The following is a 21,390-nucleotide window of genomic DNA, read 5'->3' on the forward strand; positions in this document are numbered from 1 at the left end:
TATACAAAAACGAAAGAGCGGGTTTCCCCACTCTTGTACACGAGAGTATTTCTTAGTATTTCCAATAAAACTATACCATAACCAAATTTTATATGCAAACCGAAACGCTTTATAGAAGGGTTTTAACTATTTAGAATAGGGATAGCTGATTTTGTTCTGGTAAAGATCCAAGGCAGCCTTGTTTGTCTAAATATTCTAAAATAGTTTTTGAAACTTTACCACGCTGCTGTAAATCTTCTTTAGATAGAAACTCTCCATCTTGTCTTGATTTAACAATATTATAAGCAGCATTTGTTCCTAGCCCTGGTATTGAATTAAATGGAGGGATCAAGGAATTTCCTTCTATGATAAACTCTGAAGCGTCTGATTTATATAAATCATAATTTTGGAAAGAAAAGCCTCTTTCTGTCATTTCAAGTGCTAGTTCAAGTACTGTAAGCAAGTTTTTTTCTTTATTTGACACCTCAAGACCCTTTGCATTAATTTCTTCAATTTTTGCCCGGATAGATTCTGACCCTCTTGACATCGCTTCAATATCGAAGTCTTCTGCCCGAACAGTAAAATAGGCAGCGTAATATAGAAGTGGAAGATGAACCTTGAAATAGGCAATCCTTACTGCCATCAATACATAAGCCGCTGCGTGGGCCTTTGGAAACATATATTTAATCTTTTTACAAGAATCAATATACCATTCAGGCACTTCATTTCGACGCATTTCAGCTTCCATTTCGTCTGTGAGACCTTTACCCTTACGGACCGATTCCATTATTTTAAAGGCAAAAGATGGATCTAGTCCCTGATAAATAAGGTATACCATGATATCATCCCGGCAGCCAATAACTTCGCTTAGATTACAGGTGCGGTTATGAATCAATTCTTGTGCATTTCCCAGCCATACATCTGTTCCATGCGATAAACCTGAAATTTGAACTAATTCAGAGAAAGTCGTTGGTTTCGTATCTTCAAGCATTTGACGAACAAATCGTGTACCGAATTCGGGTATCCCAAGGGTACCTGTTTTACACATGATCTGTTGTTCGGTTACACCTAGTGATTCTGTCCCACTAAAGATTTTCATTACTTCTGGATCATCAGTAGGTATTGTTTTTGGATCCATTCCACTTAAGTCTTGAAGCATTCTGATTACTGTCGGATCATCGTGACCGAGTATATCTAGTTTTAGGACATTATCATGAATGGAATGGAAATCAAAATGTGTTGTCTTCCACTCAGAATTCCTATCATCTGCAGGGAATTGAATCGGTGAAAAATCATAAACATCCATATAATCAGGAATAACAATGATACCGCCAGGATGCTGACCGGTTGTTCGTTTTACGCCCGTACATCCGGAAACAAGTCTATCTATTTCTGCTCCGCGTAATTGTAAGTTATTGTCCTGCTGATAGGCCTTTACATATCCAAACGCCGTTTTATCTGCTACTGTTCCAATCGTACCTGCTCTAAAAACCTTGTCCTCTCCAAAGAGGACCTTCGTATAGTTATGCGCACGCGGCTGATACTCTCCAGAGAAATTCAAGTCAATATCGGGAACCTTGTCCCCTTTAAAGCCAAGGAAGGTTTCAAACGGAATATCATGTCCATCTTTGCGGTATTTACCGCCACACTCTGGGCAGTCCTTATCAGGTAAGTCAAAGCCTGAACCAACTGAACCATCATTGAAGAATTCTGAATGCTTACAGGTTGGACAAACATAATGAGGAGGTAAAGGATTTACCTCGGTAATCTCTGTCATAGTGGCAACTAAGGAAGAACCAACTGAACCACGAGAACCAACAAGGTAGCCATCATCCAACGATTTTTTTACAAGCTTATGCGAAATCAAGTAAATGACGGCGAAACCATGTCCGATGATACTCTTCAATTCTTTTTCAAGACGTGCTTCAACGATTTCTGGAAGTTGTTCTCCGTAAATCTTCTTTGCCATTGTATAGCTCATTTCTCGCATTTCTTCATCGGCGCCTTCGATTTTAGGAGTATACAAATCGTCTTTAATTGGTTTTATGACATCGATCATATCGGCAATTTTGTTTGTATTGGTAACGACGATTTCCTTTGCCTTTTCTTTACCTAAGAAGGAAAATGCATCTAGCATTTCATTCGTAGTTCTAAAATGGACATCAGGAAGTTTATGCCGGTTTAGTGGATTTGCCCCTCCTTGAGAGTTAACTAATATTTTACGATAGATTTTGTCGTTTTCATTTAAATAATGGACATTTCCCGTTGCTACAACCGGAATGCCTAATTTATCACCAAGCTTCACGATATTACCGATAATATCTTCTAAAGCCTTTTCGTCGCGAACTAATTCCATTTCTAATAATGGAGCATTTACTTCCTTCGGCATTACCTCAAGGTAATCATAGAACTGTGCAAAAGCTTCCACTTCATCAGGAGACTTTTGCATCATCCCCTCAAAAACTTCTCCTTTATTACAGCCAGAGCCTACCAGAATTCCTTCTCGGTATTTTTGAAGAACGGACCTTGGCAATCTCGGTACTCGATAGAAATATTCAATATGAGAAATGGAGACGAGTTTAAATAAATTCTTTAAACCTACTTCCGTTTGAGCAAGGAGCGTACAGTGGTAAGGACGTGCACGCTGATAGGCATTTCCTTTCCCCATGTTATCGTTAAATTGATCATGGTATTCAATTCCTTTTCCAGACGCGTCCTTTAGCATTTTCAACAGTAAATACCCTGTTGCTTCTGCATCATATATCGCTCTATGATGCTGAGTTAATTCAATATCAAATTTCTTCGTTAGTGTATTTAAACGATGATTTTTCATTTCTGGATATAGAAATCTACCTAATTCTAGAGTATCAATGACTGGGTTTTTTGCTTTCTCAAGCCCAATGTTTTTATACCCTACATTGAGGAAACCCATATCGAAAGAGGCATTGTGTGCCACTAGCACATCGTTTCCTACCCAATCATGAAACCTTTGTATGACTTCTCCGACCTCTGGAGCATTTTGCACCATATCATCGGTAATTCCTGTTAAGTTAATCGTTGTTGCAGATAGCCTATGATGCGGATTTGCAAAGGATTCAAAACGATCAATAATTTCCCCATTTTTAATTTTTACCGCCGCAAGTTCAATAATGGTATCATACACAGCTGAAAGACCTGTCGTTTCTACGTCAAATACTACAAATGTATCTTCTGCTAATAAACGATGGGCATCATTATAGGTAATCGGAACACCATCATCCACGAGATTTACTTCTACGCCATATAGGATTTTAATATCGTTTTTCTTTCCAGCACCATACGCCTCCGGAAACGATTGAGCAACAGCATGGTCGGTCACAGCAATTGCTTTATGCCCCCACTTACTTGCTTGAGAAATGAGCGCTGAAACCGGAGTTACCGCATCCATTTGGCTCATTGGAGTATGGAGATGCAGCTCTACTCGTTTTTCTTTTTCCGGTGCCGTATCCTTACGTCCAGCTGGTTTAATTTCGTTTATATCATTACCAATCATGACTAAATCACGGACAAAGGTATCATTTTGAATGCTTCCTCTTACTCTTACCCACATCCCTTTTTTAACTAGCTGGTAAAGGGCTGCGTCTTCTTTATCACGAGAGAACATTTTAACCATCAGCGAACTTGTGTAATCAGTAATCTTAAATGTTAATAGGGTCCGCCCGCTTCTTAATTCCCTAGTCTCAGCATCAAAAATAAACCCTTCAACGGTGATGCGTCTTTCCTCATCGACAATCTCAATCATATTTCGAAGGTCGGAATCATCCTTAATCGTAAGTCCGATTGAAAGTGGTCCCTCATGAACAGCAGCCCCTGCCTCTTTTTCAGCCTCTTTCTTTTGTAAGTCAGCTAAGGCCATGAGTCCACGTTCTTGATCTTCTTTTTGTTTTGCTAATAAAAATTGTTGATATTCGTCACTTTTTTCCTCATTATTGATATCCGTTTCGATTGTTAAGCTCGGAAATCCATACGATTCATATAGTCCCGTAATAAGGGATCCATACTTCCTTTTTAATGCCATTCCCTCCGTTTCATTTCGGACAGAAACAGTTACCTTATTCCCGCTAATGGTTGGAACCTGCTCATTTAATAGCTTTAACATCGGAGGTGAAATACCATCAATTTGCTGAATGCTATAATTCCAATACTCCAGCAGTAGTTCTGTTTGGAAACTTGGTTCCTCTACTTTAATTTCGTAGGAGATACTTGCAATAGTTGAAAATTTTCTTTCTAATTGAGTAGTAAAGCGAAGGTACATACTAAAAGGAAGAATTTTTTCTAGTAAAAATTGAAAATGCCATTTTCGTGCCTTTTTTTCAACAATAAATCTTTCTATTTGAGCATTTTGAAATTGTGCTACTACAGCGTCCTCTTTTAATTCTAGTTGCTGGAGCAAGAGTAAGAATCGCTCTTTTTTGCCAGAGGCATGTTCGCTCATCATTCCCTCTCCCATCTATATAAAATCTTCTTTAAATTTTCTTATGTCAAAGAGTAATTATATCATATGATACAAAATCATTCGGCTGATTTCGACAGAAAAATTAAACCAAAAAAGTAAAAAAAAAGGGTTCACTCTGGAACCCTTTTAGGTAAACAATTTATTTATAAGAAAAATCTTTGAATATCGTTCCAAGTAACAACTAGCATCAGGAGCATGAGCAATGCAAAGCCTATAAAGTGGACCATCCCTTCCTTATGACGGTCAATTGGCTTTCCTCTTACTGCTTCTACTGCGAAAAACATTAGTCTTCCACCATCAAGTGCAGGAATAGGTAGGAGGTTCATGATTCCTAAGTTAATACTTAAAATAGCTGCCCATTTCATAACATAGTAAATGCCTGACTGTACTACTGTATCCGTTGAAGCATATATTCCTACCGGACCTGATAGCATGTCAATGGAGAACTGACCAGTAACTAATTGCCCTAGCATGACAAAAATTTGCTTTGTCCAAAAATATGTCTCCGTAAAACCAGCCGTTATTGCTTTCACTGGCGATTTCTCAATTGGGCTATATACTCCAATCAGACCGATTTTTTCACCTTCGACGGTTTGCTCTTTTGGTGTAACGGAGATTTCCTTTTCTTGACCTTCACGGCTTATGAAGAAATCTAGTTTTTCATTTGGATTTTCCCTAATAATTTCTACAACATCAGACCAACTTGAAATTTCAGCGCCATTAATACTCTGTACAATGTCACCCTCCATCAGTCCAGCGGAATTTGCTGCACCATCGGTAGTGATTTCGCCCAATTTAGGTTCGTTAGTAGGAACCCCTTGTAAGAACGCAATGATAATGAACAAAAAGAAGGCAAGTACAAAATTCATCATTGGCCCGGCAAAAATTGCCATGGTTCTTTGCGGTAAGGTTTTCGAAGCAAATTGACGATCATATGGAGCTAATTGTGATTCAATTCCATTTTCAACAGTAACTGCCGTCGGACTAACCACAAATGTTTGCAAGCTTTCTTCCTCGTCCTCTGGGTAACCTTTAATAACCAGCTTGTGTTCTATGTCAGCATACTCAACTTCCACAATCCGACAATCAGGGTATTTTTCTTTATTGTTCAAAATAATCTTGTTAACGGTATTATCCTTGTCAAACAAAAGCCCAATCCTGTAACCTGGTTTAATCTCTACCGTTTCAGGGTCCTCACCAGCCATCCGAACAAAACCACCTATTGGCAATAACCTAATTGTATAGATAGTTTCTCCTTTTTTATGTGAGAAAACCTTTGGGCCAAATCCGATTGCAAATTCACGGCATAAAATTCCCGCCCGTTTTGCAAAAACCAAATGGCCTAATTCATGGAAGAAGACTAGAGCACCAAAGATAACAATAAAGGCAATAACTGTAGTCAAACTAAAAAACCACCTTTTTTATAGGATTGAATTCACGTATTGTCTTGTTTCTTTGTCCACTTCTTGAATAATGGATAAGTCAGGATTTTTAATCAAATCATGCTTGCTTAGTGCTTTCTCTATCAAATCCTCAATCTGCAAGAAACGAATCTTTTCATTTAAAAAGGCAGCTACTGCGACTTCATTTGCGGCATTCAGAACAGTAGGCAATGTTCCGCCTTTTTTTCCAGCCTCATAGGCAAATTGCATACAGCGGAATCGGTTTACATCCATTTCTTGAAAATGCAATTTGCCGATTTGCGCTAAATTTAATCGCTGTGATGTAGGAAGTGGCAACCGATCAGGATAGGATAGCGCATATTGAATAGGCACTCTCATATCAGGTGTCCCTAACTGCGCTATCACAGAACTGTCATGAAATTCTACCATCGAATGAATAATGCTTTCTTTATGAAGAAGGACATCAATTTTTTCATACGGCATATTATAAAGCCAATGAGCCTCTATCACCTCAAGCCCTTTATTCATCATAGTTGCAGAATCGATTGTTATTTTTGCACCCATAGACCAATTAGGGTGATTCAAGGCCTCTCTAACCGTAACCCCTTCTAACTCTTTGCGGGTACGATCTCGGAAGCTGCCACCAGAGGCAGTCAAAATCAATCTTTCAATATTTTTATCCTGTTCTCCCTGCAAGCACTGAAAAATCGCTGAATGTTCACTGTCGACGGGAAGTAATGCTACTCCATTTTTCTCAGCTGCCTCGATGACGAGATGACCAGCAGTCACAAGTGTTTCTTTATTCGCAATCGCAATGGTTTTGCCACTTTCAATTGCTTGCAAGGTTGGGTTTAATCCTACGCTCCCAATAACTGCATTGACAAGTATATCTGCAGATGGAAATACAGCAGCTTCTATGAGACCCTCTTCACCAAAGGTGAATTTAGTATTAGGAAATTCACCTTTTAATGTATTACTGTCATGGTAATCTTGTACAGAGACTAGCTCAGGTCGAAATTCATGAATAATTTTTCTAGCTAATTCTAAATTTTTCCCAATCGAGATGGCAACTAATTGAAATTCTGACGGATGTTCTCGAATAATATCTAAGGTTTGGGTGCCAATCGAACCTGTTGCTCCCAATATACTAATCATTTTCAAAAATATTTCAACTCCGAACTTTAGTAAAATCTACCATAAATGAAAAAGGTTTAATAGTGGCAATACAAATAATAAACTATCAAAGCGGTCTAGAATTCCACCATGCCCTGGTAAAATATTCCCTGAATCTTTAACTTTAAAATGGCGTTTAAAAGCTGATTGAACAAGATCACCAATTTGTCCAAAGATTGAAAGGACAACAGTAATAGCCATTAAATAAAGGATGGTAGCGTTGATTTCAGAAAAAACAGCAAATAAGACAGCAACAATTAAGGCGCTTACCACTCCGCCTAAAGACCCTTCTACCGTCTTATTCGGACTAATTTCAGGCCAAAGTTTGGTTTTCCCTGTAGCTTTCCCTACAAAATAAGCACCTGAATCAGTTGCCCATATCATAAATAATGAATAGAAAATATAGACGATACCCGCATCACGGGTCTCTATAAAGAAATAAAATCCAATACCCACATAAATAGCTGACAAAATCGAGAACCCTGCATCTTCAAAGGTAAAACGATTTTTCGTAATCACTGTATAGGCCAATAACAATAGAATAAAAGCAATACCTATTTCTGTTTTTGTATAATTAAAAGTATTTAAAAGGTCATTATACTGCTCTGGGTAAAGAATAACCCAGAGAAATAAAGAAGTTAGCAGCCCATGAACAGAAAAAATACTAAGTTTTTTCATTTTTAATAATTCATACAAACCGACAGTTGCAAGAAAATACGTTAAAAGTACAAATGGTAGTCCACCGTAAAAAACAATTGGTAAAAATAAAGCAGCTGCTACGACTCCTGTAATGATTCTTTGCTTCATCTAAGATTTCAACACCTTTATAGTACTTGAGCGAGTGATAAATTTTAAATAGACTGTATTCGTAATGATTGTTGTTAAAATCTTAAAGCCGATTTTAACGTGGAAATAGTTTTTTGCGCAGTAGATTTAGTTTGCAGGCTCTTTTCTTATTAATTTTATTTATTATCTGCGGAACTTAGTAAAATCATTAAATTTTATCCAATAAGCAATAAAGTTTAAGAAAAGAGCCTTTAAATACCGCCAAATCGACGTTGGCGATTTTGATAGGCTTCAATGGCCTCAATTAAATGTTTTTCTCTAAAATCTGGCCATAATACATCGGTAAACCAAAACTCAGAATATGCGAGTTGCCATAACATAAAATTACTAAGCCGTATTTCCCCACTAGTTCTGATTAATAAATCTGGGTCATTGAGGCCGGAAGTCATAAGATAGGAGGCAAAAACCTCTTCGTTTAACTCGCTCTCTTTCAGTATTCCACTTTTATAGTCATTTAAGACTTTTTTGGTTGCATCAATAATCTCAGATCGGCTTCCATAGTTGAGTGCAAAGTTTAATACCAGACCATCATTGTTCTTTGTATCCCGGGTAGCTTTTTCAATTGCATTTAACGTATGTACTGGAAGTTGGTCTTTATACCCCATCATAGCTACTTGAACATTTTCTTCTATTAATTCAGGAAGAAATGTCCCTAAAAATTCCTCTGGAAGTTTCATTAAATAGTCCACTTCATTTTTTGGACGCTTCCAATTTTCAGTTGAAAAAGCATATAACGTTAGTGTTTTTATACCAAGGGTATTTGCTAACTTCGTTATTTTACGCACGACCTTCATACCTTCATGATGACCGGCAATCCGCGGCAAAGCTCTTTTCTTAGCCCAACGTCCATTGCCATCCATAATAATCGCAACATGTTCCGGTATCGGCAATTTTCTAACCTTTTCTATATTTTCTCGGAGTGTGGAAGAGTTATTATTTTGATTCTTCCAAAGCCTTATTTTATTAAACATGACATTGCTCCTCCAAATTAAGTTAATCATTTCCTCCGATAATAGACCATGCCCACAGAGCCTGTGTTGATATATATGAAGAATGCTGATTTTTGCATGCTTTTATCATACCAAAAAAGTAAAAATATATCTTCTACTAACTTATGAACTAGTACAAGAAATAAGAATGATGTTTTATATATCTAAAAATGATATCAGGGAGAAAATAGTGAAAAAACCCCCTAAAAAAGAGGGTTCTTCAAAATAATTAAACTTCCAAGATTTCTTTTTCTTTGTCTTTCGTTATTTGGTCAATCTTACTAATATGATCGTCAGTAAGTTTCTGAACATCATCAGAGTAACCACGAAGTGCATCTTCGGTAATTTCTCCGTTTTTCTCTAACTTCTTCAATTCATCGTTCCCATCACGACGAATATTACGGATCGCTACTTTAGCCTCTTCAGATTCCTTCTTAACTAACTTTACTAGCTCTTTTCGACGCTCTTCTGTTAATTGAGGAATGGCAATTCGAATGACTTGACCATCATTTGACGGATTTAAACCTAAGTCAGATTTAAGAATTGCCTTTTCAATAGCACCAAGTATTGATTTATCATAAGGCTGAATGACTAAAAGACGAGCTTCAGGTGTTGAAATTCCCGCCATTTGATTCACTGGTGTAGGTGCTCCATAATAGTCAATTGTTATTCTATCTAATAAAGAAGCACTGGCTCTCCCTGCCCGAATGCTTGCAAGTTCACGAGTATAAGCCTGAATTGCTTTTAACATTTTTTCTTTTATTGTGGAAATCACTTGTTTTGGCATTAATTTTTCCCCCTAACAATCGTTCCAATCTTTTCACCCATAACAGCACGTTTAATATTACCTTGTTCCATGATAGAGAAGACAATAAGCGGAATATCATTATCCATACATAATGATGACGCAGTTGAATCCATGACTGCCAATCCTTCTTTAATAACATCAAGGAAAGTGAGATCGTCATATTTTGTTGCATTAGGATCAATACGCGGATCAGCCGAATATACGCCATCTACATTGTTTTTCGCCATTAATATTACTTCAGCATCGATTTCTGCTGCACGTAAGGCTGCAGTGGTATCGGTAGAAAAATACGGATTACCCGTGCCCGCAGCAAATATAACGACTCTCTGTTTTTCTAAATGTCTCATTGCGCGGCGTCTGATATATGGTTCTGCAACCTGACGCATTTCAATTGAAGTTTGTACTCGAGATTCAATGCCCAAGTGTTCTAAACTATCCTGAAGTGCTAAGGAATTCATTACAGTCGCAAGCATGCCCATATAATCAGCAGTTGCTCTGTCCATCCCCATTTCACTTCCTATTTTACCACGCCAAATATTACCTCCGCCAACAACAACTGCTACCTCGACACCGAGTTCAGCAATTTCTTTTACTTGTCCAGCGATTGATTTAATAACAGATGGTTTAATACCGAAGCTTGATTCACCTGCAAGTGCTTCCCCGCTTAATTTTAGTACTACTCGTTTGTATTTAGGACCGCTCATATGAACCTCCTTAGTATGTATTTTATAATAAAAACCTTTAAAAATAGGGAACACATCGTGTTCCCTATTCAAAACATATTTCTGTAATGACGCCTTAGGACTTTTTACTTTTTATTAACTTGATTCATAACTTCTTCAGCGAAGTTATCTTCACGCTTTTCAATACCTTCGCCAACCTCGTAGCGAACAAATTCGCGTACTGTTGCACCTTTTGATTCAACAAACTGACGAACTTTTTGATCAGGGTTTTTAACGAAAGTTTGGTCAAGAAGACATACATCTTCAAAATACTTACCAAGACGGCCTTCAACCATTTTTTCGACGATTTTTTCCGGCTTACCTTCGTTAAGAGCTTGAGTCGTTAATACTTGACGCTCGTGCTCAACTTCTTCTTGAGATACTTGGTCACGTGAAACATGTTTAGGTCTTAAAGCTGCGATGTGCATAGAAACATCTTTAGCTGAATCAGCGTCAGTAGTTCCTTCAAGAACGGTTAACACACTAATCCGACCACCCATGTGAAGGTATGCGCCAAAAGCATCATTATCAGTTTTTGATACTACTGAGAAACGGCGAAGTGATAATTTTTCGCCAATTTTAGCAATTGCAGCATTGATATAGTCTGCAACAATCACTCCATTAATAGTTTGCGCAGTAGCTTCTTCAACTGTTGCTGGCTTGTTAGCAAGCAAGTGTGCAGCTAATTCTTTTACAAGGTTTTGGAACGCTTCGTTTTTTGCAACGAAATCAGTTTCAGAGTTTACTTCTAAAATAACTGCATTGTTTCCTTCAGCAACAACATATGTTAAACCTTCTGCAGCAATACGGTCACCTTTTTTCGCAGCTGAAGCAATCCCTTTTTCACGTAGAAAGTCGATTGCTTTTTCCATATCACCATTTGTTTCTGTTAACGCCTTTTTACAATCCATCATTCCAGCGCCAGTTTTTTCACGTAGTTCTTTTACCATTTGAGCAGTAACTGCCATGATTAATTACCTCCTATAATACATATGTACATACTATTAGCTTAGCCATAGAGAACTAAGATTAACCTTTAAAAAAAGGTGATAAAGGGTGCTCCCTCTTATCACCTTTTGAAAAGTCACTAACTTACGCTTCTTGTGCTACTTCTTCACCTTGTTTTGCTTCAAGAATCGCATCTGCCATTTTACCTGTTAAAAGCTTAACTGCGCGGATTGCATCGTCATTCGCAGGAATAACTACATCAATCTCATCTGGATCACAGTTAGTATCAACAATTCCAACGATAGGAATGTTCAATTTTTTAGCTTCTGCAACAGCAATACGCTCTTTACGAGGGTCGATGATGAAAAGTGCATCTGGAAGCTTCTTCATATCTTTGATTCCGCCTAAGAATTTTTCAAGGCGATCAAGTTCTTTTGTTAAAATAACTACTTCTTTTTTAGGTAATACTTCGAAAGTACCGTCTTCAGACATTCTTTCAATATCTTTTAAACGTGTAATACGTTTTTGAATTGTTTCGAAGTTTGTAAGTGTACCACCCAACCAACGTTGGTTAACAAAGTACATACCAGAACGAGCTGCTTCTTCTTTAACAGAATCTTGAGCTTGTTTCTTCGTACCAACAAAAAGGACCGTTCCGCCGTTTGCAGCAAGATCTTTCACCCAGTTATAAGCTTCTTCAACTTTCTTAACTGTTTTTTGTAGGTCGATGATATAGATACCGTTACGCTCTGTGAAGATATATTTCTTCATTTTTGGGTTCCAACGGCGAGTTTGGTGTCCAAAGTGTACACCAGCTTCAAGCAATTGCTTCATTGAAATTACTGACATGTTTTTTTCCTCCTATGGTTTCGTTTTCCTCCGCTTGTCTCATTTTTAAACAGCAACTGTATATACAGCACCGGCTGCTTAAATCAACAAGCGTGTGTAATAACACCGTTAAATAATATAGCATATGTGCCTCAAACAATCAAGTTTTTACTTCACAAAAAAAATCCCCGGAGTAACCAGGGATCCACCTTTATTAATTGGATCTTAATTTATCAAGCTCAACTAGGAATTTATCATTTAGAACTTTGATATACGTTCCTTTCATACCAAGTGAACGAGACTCGATAACTCCAGCAGATTCAAGCTTTCTTAAAGCATTAACAATTACAGAACGAGTAATCCCTACACGGTCAGCAATCTTCGAAGCAACTAACAAGCCTTCATTTCCATTTAACTCTTCAAAAATATGTTCAATCGCTTCAAGCTCACTGTAAGACAATGAACTGATTGCCATTTGAACAACCGCCTTGCTTCTTGCTTCTTCTTCAATCTCTTCTGATTTTTCGCGTAAGATTTCCATACCAACAACGGTTGCGCCATACTCAGCAAGGATTAAATCATCGTCATGGAATTTTTCTTGCAATCTTGCAAGAATTAATGTTCCAAGACGTTCACCGCCGCCAATGATTGGAACAATCGTTGTTAACCCTTCACGGAATAAATCTCTATTTTCAACTGGGAATGCAGTATATGCACTATCAATATCAAGATTTGATGATGTTTCTTGAATAGAAAAAAGACTATTTGTATATTCTTCAGGAAATTGTCTATCTTCCAACATTTTGTACATACGTTCATTTTCAATTTGTTGATTAATCGCAAAGCCTAAAAGCTTTCCACGACGGCTGACAACAAAAATATTTGCTTCAATCACTTCGCTTAGAGTTTCAGACATTTCCTTAAAGTTTACTGGCTTTCCTGCTGCCTTTTGCAATAAAACATTAATTTTTCTTGTTTTTGTAAGTAAATCCATCTGTTTCTTCCTCCTAATTAACTGCAACCATTATTAAGTTTTTTATTGTTTATTCCATTACAGGATAAATTGACTTAAATCTTTATTTTTCGATATTGCTTCGAGCTTATCATCCACGTATTGAGGAGTAATGGTAATCTTCTCCATTGAAATATCAGGTGCTTCAAATGACAAGTCTTCTAATAGTTTTTCTAAAATAGTGTGTAGTCTTCTTGCCCCGATATTATCTGTATTTTGATTTACCTCAAAAGCAATCTCAGCTATTCTACGAATAGCATCGTCAGAAAATTCAATTTGTATACCTTCTGTTTCCAATAATGCCTGATATTGTTTAATCAATGCATTATCTGGTTCAATCAAAATTCTGAAGAAATCCTCAACAGTTAATTTTGTTAATTCAACCCGAATCGGTAAACGACCCTGTAATTCTGGTATTAGATCCGATGGTTTTGACATATGAAAAGCACCAGCGGCAATAAATAATATATAATCCGTTTTAATCGAACCATATTTCGTAACAACTGTTGATCCTTCAACGATAGGTAGAATATCCCGTTGTACCCCTTCACGAGACACATCAGCTGAAGAGCCACCAGAATTTTTACTAGCAATTTTATCAATTTCATCAATAAAGATGATACCTGTTTGTTCAGCACGGTAAACGGCTTCAGTTGTAACTTCATCCATATCAATCAATTTCGCTGCCTCTTCATTGGTTAGTACTTTTCTCGCTTCACGGACTGTTAATTTACGTTTCTTTCGTTTCTTTGGCATAAAGCTGCTCAGTGCATCCTGCATGTTCATACCCATTTGTTCCATTCCAGAACCTTGCAGCATATCAAACATGGAAGGTGATTGCTCTTCTACTTCAACCGTAACAATTTCTTCTTCTAATTGGCCAAGAGCTAACTTTTCCTTCACGATTTTTCTTTTTTCCGTTATGGAGTAATCTTCTTGATGATTTTCCGGTTCCGCTGTTGCATTTCCACCACCGAATAACATTTCAAGCGGGTTTTTGTAATTTTGCTGCTTCTTCGCAGATGGAACAAGTAAATCAACCAACCTAGAATTTGCGTTTTCCTCAGCACGTTCTTTCACTGATAACATTCTATCCTCTTTCACTAATCTGACAGATGTTTCAACGAGGTCACGAACCATAGATTCTACATCACGACCCACATAACCGACTTCCGTAAATTTAGTAGCCTCTACTTTAACGAAAGGTGCACCTACAAGCTTTGCAATTCTCCGGGCAATTTCTGTTTTACCAACACCCGTTGGACCAATCATTAAAATATTTTTAGGAATAATTTCTTCGCGGAGTTTTTCGTTTAACAAACCGCGTCTAAACCGATTTCTAAGTGCAACTGCAACTGCTTTTTTTGCGTCCTTCTGCCCAATAATATATTGATCAAGTCTCTCAACTATCTGGCGCGGTGTTAAGTTGTCTTTATTAGCCATTGTTGGTCCCCTCCCGTTAGAGCTCTTCCACGATAATGTTATGGTTGGTATATACACAAATTTCAGCAGCAATTTCTAAAGAAGCCTTTGCGATTTCTTTTGCAGATAGCTGGTCACCTGCATATTTCTTTAGAGATCGTCCAGCCGCTAGCGCATAATTACCACCTGATCCGATTGCTAAAATTCCATCGTCTGGCTCAATGACTTCTCCTGTTCCTGATACGAGAAGCAAATCATCTTGATTCATGACAATTAACATTGCTTCTAGCTTTCTAAGTACCTTATCACTTCTCCACTGTTTAGCGAGCTCAACAGCGGCTCTTTGGAGGTTTCCGTTATATTCCTCTAATTTCCCTTCAAACATTTCAAAAAGGGTAAATGCATCCGCAACAGATCCGGCAAAACCAGCCAATACTTTTCCATTAAATATCTTTCTAACCTTTTTTGCTGTGTGCTTCATCACTACCGCATTACCAAATGTGACTTGGCCATCACCAGACATTGAACATTGACCATTATGTTGAATTGCAAATATCGTCGTGGCATGAAATTGGTTCATCAATAATCCTCCTCTTGCATTTTTACTAGCAAACCTATGTAACAAGAGATTGTCATAAAAAGACAAGTGCATTACACTAGAATAGTATGAAAACTTTATTCATTTTACCCTTTTTGGTATGGGCATATACTTTTCAACCTGAATCGAGAAAGCCCTCGCTTGTTCACCCATGAACAAAAAGAATTTACGCTAAGCATATTGGGATTGTCCAATTCTATATTGTGATTTAGTTTTCTCTATTTGTAAACATTTGTTGCTTAACATTTACAAAACAGTCACATTTATTAATATGTCAACCTCACAAAGGCTACTAAAGCGTAACACACTTCTTAACCTCTTGCAATAAAATTTACAAAACTTTCACAAAGTTCTGAATTGTTTCTAACGCTCTATTGGCATGCTGTAAATTTCGTTCCTGTTTTCCTTTGATTTTTTCAGATAACTCAGGAAACAACCCAAAATTAGCATTCATCGGTTGAAAATTTTTGGCATTTGTCGTAGTAATGTAACGTGCCATACTTCCAATTGCAGTTTCTGCAGGAAATTCTACTGTTTCATTTCCTATCGCCAATCTGGCGGCATTAATTCCGGCAGCTAGTCCACTAGCAGCCGATTCTACGTATCCTTCCACACCGGTCATTTGCCCTGCAAAGAACAAGTTTTCCCGTTCCCTGAATTGGTAAGTAGCTTTTAAAACTTTGGGTGAATTAATAAAGGTATTTCTGTGCATGACCCCATAGCGTACAATCTCGACATTTTCAAGTCCTGGGATCAACTGAAGTACTTCTTTTTGCGGCCCCCATTTTAGGTGTGTTTGAAAACCGACAATATTATAAAGAGTGCCTGCAGCGTCGTCTTGTCGAAGCTGAACAACAGCATATGGTCTTTTCCCTGTTTTTGGATCTTCTAAACCTACGGGTTTTAATGGTCCAAATAACATTGTCTTTTTCCCTCGCTGAGCCATTACTTCTATTGGCATACAGCCCTCGAAGAAGATTTCTTTTTCAAATTCTTTTAATGGGACTGTTTCAGCTGCTATAAGTGCCTCATAAAACCGATCAAACTCTTCCTCAGTCATTGGACAATTTAGATATGCCGCTTCTCCTTTATCATAACGTGATTTTAGGTAAACTTTATCCATGTTAATACTGTCTTTCTCAAGAATAGGCGCTGCCGCATCATAAAAGTAGAGGTAATCCTCACCTGTTAATGATTTTAGGCTTGCGGAAAGTTCTGGACTTGTTAATGGACCAGTTGCGATTACAGTAATCCCTTCTGGTATTTCAGTAACTTCCTCATTGATAACCGTAACGTTTTCATGATTCTTTACCATCTCTGTTACTTTAGCCGCAAACTCATGACGGTCAACTGCTAAGGCGCCACCTGCTGGAACGGAGCAAGCATCAGCAGCTGTGATAATAACTGAATCAAGCAATCGCATTTCTTCCTTTAAAACTCCAACTGCATTTGTTAGTGTATTAGCTCTTAAGGAATTGCTGCATACTAATTCTGCAAATTTATCGGTATGATGAGCAGGTGTTTGTTTAACTGGTCTCATTTCGTAAAGGCGGACTTTAACACCACGTTTAGCAATCTGCCACGCAGCTTCACTCCCAGCCAAACCCGCACCGATAACATTTATTGTTACATCGTTCATTTGTTTACCTCCTGATTTATCAAAGCACAAATCTAGTTTTACTTTTTCTATAATTACTTTTCCCTCTTTTTAGCCCATCTTGCATTTTACTATACGTTTCAAAAACAAAAAAGTTTTATGTTTCTTAAAAATATGAAAAGAGTGAGCTGAGCTCACCCTTAACTTTGTGGTTCTTCTTTGTAGTCACACTCGATACATTGTACTTGTACGCCTTTTTTTAATTTCTTTTCGACGAGCGGACCTTCACACTTTGGACAAGATCTCGGTAATGGTTTATCCCATGAAATAAAGTCACATTCTGGAAACCTATTACAACCGTAAAAGATCCTTTTTTTCTTGCTCTTACGCTCAATGATACTACCTTCTTTACATTTTGGACAAGTAACACCAATTTCTTTAACAATTGCTTTTGTATTCCTGCAATCAGGAAAATTACTGCATGCCATGAATTTACCGTATCTGCCCATTTTGAATACCATTGGATTAGAGCACAATTCACAATCCTCGCCAGCCGGCTCATCTTTAATCTCGACGGACTGCATTTCCTCTTCTGCTTTTGCCAAATGCTTTTCAAAATCCTGATAAAACTCATCAATGATTTCAACCCAGCGGACCTTACCATCCTCCACATTATCTAAATCCTGTTCCATTTTGGCAGTAAAGTCGACATCAAGGATGTCAGGAAAGAATTCAAGCATCAATTCATTACAGATTTCTCCTAACTCAGTAGGAACAAAGCGTTTATTATCTAATGCAACATATCCGCGTTTCTGTATGGTATCTAATGTTGGCGCATAAGTGGATGGTCTGCCAATGCCTGATTCCTCGAGCGTTTTTACTAATCTGGCTTCCGTATATCTTGGCGGCGGCTGAGTAAAATGCTGTTTAGGTTCTATATCTTTTTTGAAAACCTCATCACCTTCTTTTAGGTCAGGCAGCATTTTATTCTTTTCTTCCACTTGATCATCCGTTCCCTCAACATATATCTTCATAAAACCAGGAAACTTAATCTTTGAGCCATTTGCCCGGAAAAGGACATTGCCATTTTGGAGGTCTACACTCATTGTATCCATGACAGCCTGAGCCATTTGACTTGACAAAAATCTTTCCCAAATTAGCTTATAAAGCCGGAATTGGTCCCTTGATAAGTATTGTTTCACACTGTTTGGGTCCCGGAAAGTACTTGTAGGGCGAATTGCTTCGTGAGCATCTTGGGTATTGTTACTCTGTTTTTTTTCTTTTCGCTCGTTTTCCTTTAAATAGTTCTCACCGAATTCTTTTTGGATATATTCAGCTGCTTCTTTCTGAGCAACCTCAGAAATCCGGGTTGAGTCGGTTCTCATATAAGTAATAAGACCAACTGTTCCTTCTGCCCCTAACTCAATTCCTTCATATAATTGCTGAGCAAGCATCATTATTTTTCTAGCACGGAAATTAAGTTTTCTTGCTGCTTCCTGTTGTAATGATGAAGTAATAAAGGATGGAGATGGGTTTCGTTTTCGTTCCTTTTTGGAAACAGAAACGACTTTAAACTTATCTCCCTCCATTTGCTTCAAAATAGCCTCTACATCTTGCTCCGATTTAAGTTCTATTTTTTCTTTATTGGCTAAAGCGTGGAAAGAAGCACTAAAATGATCTTTCCCTTTTACTAATTCACTTTCTATGGTCCAATATTCTTCAGGTATAAAAGCCTTAATTTCTTTTTCTCGGTCAATAATTAATCGGACCGCAATGGATTGGACACGTCCTGCACTTAGGCCTTTTTTTACTTTTTTCCAAAGAAGTGGACTAATGTTATAACCGACGAGACGATCGAGAATCCTTCTTGCTTGCTGAGCATCAACTAAATCCATGTTAATGGGACGGGGATGTTTAAAGGACTCTTTTATCGCATCCTTTGTAATCTCATTAAAGACTACCCGGCAATCAGATGTAATATCAACATTTAAACTATGGGCCAAATGCCAAGCAATTGCCTCCCCTTCGCGATCAGGGTCAGCTGCGAGAAAAACTTTTTTCACTTTTTTTGCTGCATTTTTAAGTTCCTTTAAAACCGGACCTTTTCCGCGAATCGTAATGTATTTGGGTTCAAAGTTATTTTCTTTAGAAACTCCCATTTGACTTCTAGGCAAATCACGGATATGTCCCATGGATGCTTTTACTTTATATTTACTACCTAAATATCGCTCAATCGTTTTTGCTTTTGCCGGTGATTCTACAATTACAAGAAAATCTGCCATGCAAATAATCCTCCTCAAGGGGATATAAGAAGTGTGAAAGCACCCTGAATATATTTTTCGATAACATTCAGCTGTGCTTACAATTTGAGAAGTTTTCCTAAATTCCAAATTTCACAATTCGGACCCGTGAAAATACTTTACAAAAATGCCTTATCCCAATATTTTTCCTTTTTATATAATAAAGTGGAAAGTGCTAACATCATTAATAACTATTATTCTTAAACAAATAACCATTGAATGTCAATGGTTAACGAAATCGTTTACACTAGTTAATGATAATCATACGCCAAATTATTCCTATTTACACATTCTTTTTTTCGAATATCTGATGGAAAATGTATAACATATTTGAAATAATTTCAAGCTTTTTTAGCATTATTCTCCAATCCTCTAGAAAAAACCTTCAAAAAGCAATGAAATATATGAATAAATGTTATAATCGAAGTTCCTCCAAAATATCCTCGCTGCTCATCACAAGCTTTGCACCTTGCTGTATTATGTCATTGGTGCCCATTGAATACGGATTAAAAATACTTCCCGGCAGTGAAAAAACCTCACGTCCTTCACTTACAGCATAGTTTGCTGTTATGAGAGATCCACTTTTTCGCTTTGCTTCTATTATAAATGTACCATTTGACATCCCGCTGATGATACGATTGCGGGCTGGGAAATGCCAGCGCAATGGTTTTGTATCAGGAGGATATTCTGAGACAACTAGCTGTGTTTTCATCATTTCTCTTGCTAATTCATTATTTTCCTTTGGATAAATATGATACAGCCCTCCTGCTATTACTGCAATGGTATTTCCTCCATTTTTCATCGCATACTCATGTGCAAGGGTATCAATACCAGCAGCCAAACCACTGACAATTATTACTCCTTTTTCAACTAATTGCGGAAACATTAAACGAATGGCATTTTTTCCGTATTGTGTTGCCTGACGTGAACCTACCACTGCCAGCTTTGGCTGTTTTTCAAGCAGGGAAAGATTTCCTTTTGCAAATAACACCCAGGGAGGCTGATAGATTTCTTTTAATAAACTGGGGTAATTTTCATCAAAAACCGTTATAGCCTTTATTCCGTTTTTTTCATAATGTTGGATTTGTTCCATTATCATTTTGGTTTGTAAAGAAGTGATGGAAGGAAGGGGTGTATCGGCTTTGGAAGAGAATAGGTTTTGTTGGATGTATTGTGGTTTCATTTTGAGAGATGGGTCTTTCTTTAAATAGTGTAATACTGCATTCCAAGTGAAACCTGGGTAATGCATCAAAGCAATGAGTTTTTCTTTAAAATCATCCATTCTTGACCTCCATTATTAATTATTAAAAGCAGAAATAGCCCCTCATTAAAAGGGGCCATTTTACTATTCTTAGTGTGTTTTACACTTATCGTATATACCTTGCTCTTTTAGAACCTCAATTAAAGTTTCACCCATTACAGATGGTGTATCAGCAACTTTAATTCCGCATTCATTCATAACACGAATCTTTTCATCCGCAGTACCTTTACCACCGGAAATAATCGCGCCAGCATGGCCCATACGCTTTCCAGGAGGTGCAGTGCGTCCGCCAATAAACCCAACAACAGGTTTAGTCATGTTCGCCTTTACCCACTCAGCAGCTTCTTCCTCAGCTGTACCGCCGATTTCACCAATCATGATAACAGCATAAGTTTCAGGGTCTTCATTGAATGCTATTAATACATCGATGAAGTTTGTACCGTTAACTGGGTCGCCACCAATACCAACAGCAGTAGTTTGACCAATACCCGCCTGTGTTAACTGATGAACAGCTTCGTATGTAAGTGTTCCAGAACGGGAAACAACACCAACATGACCTTTTGTATGAATGTAACCAGGCATAATCCCAATTTTACATTCATCAGCAGTAATAACACCCGGACAGTTAGGACCAACTAAACGGGTTTTCTTACCTTCCATATAACGTTTTACTTTAACCATATCCAAGACAGGAATATGCTCAGTAATACAAATAGCTAAATCTAATTCAGCATCGACAGCTTCAATAATTGCGTCCGCTGCAAATGGTGCAGGAACATAGATAACGGAAGCAGTAGCGCCTGTAGCAGCAACAGCTTCTTTCACTGTGTTAAATACAGGTACTCCTTCAACTTCCATGCCGCCTTTACCAGGAGTAGTACCAGCAACAATTTGAGTACCGTAATCAAGCATTTGTTTTGTATGAAAAAGGGCAGTTGAACCTGTAATCCCTTGAACAATTACTTTAGTATCTTTATTAATAAAAACGCTCACGTTAATTCCCCTTTCT

General features: G+C 37.7%; 16 protein-coding genes. All 16 read right to left on the minus strand.

The genetic code is table 11. From position 1 onward, the window contains the following. Nucleotides 1-130: 130 nt before the first annotated feature. The 16 genes from J2Y03_RS06390 to sucD all read right to left on the minus strand — a co-directional run bounded on the left by J2Y03_RS06390 (nucleotide 131) and on the right by sucD (nucleotide 21,374). Nucleotides 131-4,453, minus strand: coding sequence for a PolC-type DNA polymerase III (locus J2Y03_RS06390; RefSeq protein ID WP_310192037.1), 4,323 nt, complete (start codon nucleotides 4,451-4,453; stop codon nucleotides 131-133). Nucleotides 4,454-4,617: 164 nt separating this feature from the next. Beyond that, on the minus strand, nucleotides 4,618-5,877 hold the full coding sequence (rseP, locus tag J2Y03_RS06395; RefSeq protein ID WP_132086098.1) for an RIP metalloprotease RseP: 1,260 nt from the start codon (nucleotides 5,875-5,877) through the stop codon (nucleotides 4,618-4,620). 18 nt (nucleotides 5,878-5,895) lie between these two features. Further along, nucleotides 5,896-7,038 (minus strand): 1-deoxy-D-xylulose-5-phosphate reductoisomerase, encoded by a 1,143-nt coding sequence (gene dxr, locus J2Y03_RS06400; protein WP_310192041.1) that lies wholly within the window; start codon nucleotides 7,036-7,038, stop codon nucleotides 5,896-5,898. A 30-nt stretch (nucleotides 7,039-7,068) separates the two neighbouring features. Beyond that, a complete protein-coding gene (locus J2Y03_RS06405; protein ID WP_132086094.1) occupies nucleotides 7,069-7,857 on the minus strand; it encodes a phosphatidate cytidylyltransferase in 789 nt (262 codons plus the stop codon). 230 nt (nucleotides 7,858-8,087) lie between these two features. Continuing rightward, nucleotides 8,088-8,867, minus strand: a complete 780-nt coding sequence (locus J2Y03_RS06410) for an isoprenyl transferase (RefSeq protein ID WP_132086092.1) — start codon at nucleotides 8,865-8,867, stop codon at nucleotides 8,088-8,090. 247 nt (nucleotides 8,868-9,114) lie between these two features. Further along, nucleotides 9,115-9,672: a ribosome recycling factor gene (gene frr, locus J2Y03_RS06415; protein WP_310192050.1), complete on the minus strand. Its 558-nt coding sequence runs from the start codon at nucleotides 9,670-9,672 to the stop codon at nucleotides 9,115-9,117. Further along, complete coding sequence (gene pyrH / locus J2Y03_RS06420) at nucleotides 9,672-10,397, minus strand: UMP kinase (protein WP_132086088.1); 726 nt, start codon at nucleotides 10,395-10,397, stop codon at nucleotides 9,672-9,674. Before pyrH ends, frr begins: the two co-directional genes overlap by 1 nt. A 104-nt stretch (nucleotides 10,398-10,501) precedes the next feature. Next, nucleotides 10,502-11,383, minus strand: coding sequence for a translation elongation factor Ts (gene tsf / locus J2Y03_RS06425; protein WP_132086086.1), 882 nt, complete (start codon nucleotides 11,381-11,383; stop codon nucleotides 10,502-10,504). 124 nt (nucleotides 11,384-11,507) lie between these two features. Continuing rightward, a complete protein-coding gene (gene rpsB, locus J2Y03_RS06430) occupies nucleotides 11,508-12,212 on the minus strand; it encodes a 30S ribosomal protein S2 (RefSeq protein ID WP_132086084.1) in 705 nt (234 codons plus the stop codon). Between the two features lie 193 nt (nucleotides 12,213-12,405). Beyond that, nucleotides 12,406-13,185, minus strand: coding sequence for a GTP-sensing pleiotropic transcriptional regulator CodY (gene codY, locus J2Y03_RS06435; RefSeq protein WP_310192055.1), 780 nt, complete (start codon nucleotides 13,183-13,185; stop codon nucleotides 12,406-12,408). A 57-nt stretch (nucleotides 13,186-13,242) separates the two neighbouring features. Further along, complete coding sequence (hslU, locus tag J2Y03_RS06440) at nucleotides 13,243-14,646, minus strand: HslU--HslV peptidase ATPase subunit (RefSeq protein WP_132086080.1); 1,404 nt, start codon at nucleotides 14,644-14,646, stop codon at nucleotides 13,243-13,245. A gap of 16 nt (nucleotides 14,647-14,662) precedes the next feature. Beyond that, entirely contained in the window at nucleotides 14,663-15,205 is a 543-nt protein-coding gene (gene hslV, locus J2Y03_RS06445) for an ATP-dependent protease subunit HslV (RefSeq protein ID WP_132086078.1), read from the minus strand. 349 nt (nucleotides 15,206-15,554) lie between these two features. Further along, a complete protein-coding gene (gene trmFO, locus J2Y03_RS06450; protein WP_132086076.1) occupies nucleotides 15,555-16,862 on the minus strand; it encodes an FADH(2)-oxidizing methylenetetrahydrofolate--tRNA-(uracil(54)-C(5))-methyltransferase TrmFO in 1,308 nt (435 codons plus the stop codon). A gap of 158 nt (nucleotides 16,863-17,020) precedes the next feature. After that, nucleotides 17,021-19,102 carry a type I DNA topoisomerase gene (topA, locus tag J2Y03_RS06455; protein WP_310192063.1) on the minus strand — a complete coding sequence of 694 codons (2,082 nt, stop codon included), beginning with the start codon at nucleotides 19,100-19,102 and terminating at the stop codon, nucleotides 17,021-17,023. Between the two features lie 433 nt (nucleotides 19,103-19,535). Next, nucleotides 19,536-20,402, minus strand: coding sequence for a DNA-processing protein DprA (gene dprA / locus J2Y03_RS06460; RefSeq protein WP_310192066.1), 867 nt, complete (start codon nucleotides 20,400-20,402; stop codon nucleotides 19,536-19,538). 69 nt (nucleotides 20,403-20,471) lie between these two features. Then, nucleotides 20,472-21,374 carry a succinate--CoA ligase subunit alpha gene (gene sucD, locus J2Y03_RS06465; protein WP_310192070.1) on the minus strand — a complete coding sequence of 301 codons (903 nt, stop codon included), beginning with the start codon at nucleotides 21,372-21,374 and terminating at the stop codon, nucleotides 20,472-20,474. Nucleotides 21,375-21,390 lie beyond the last annotated feature (16 nt).

This window comes from Neobacillus niacini (genome assembly GCF_031457145.1).
GTDB classification, from domain to species: Bacteria; Bacillota; Bacilli; order Bacillales; family Cytobacillaceae; genus Neobacillus; species Neobacillus niacini_J.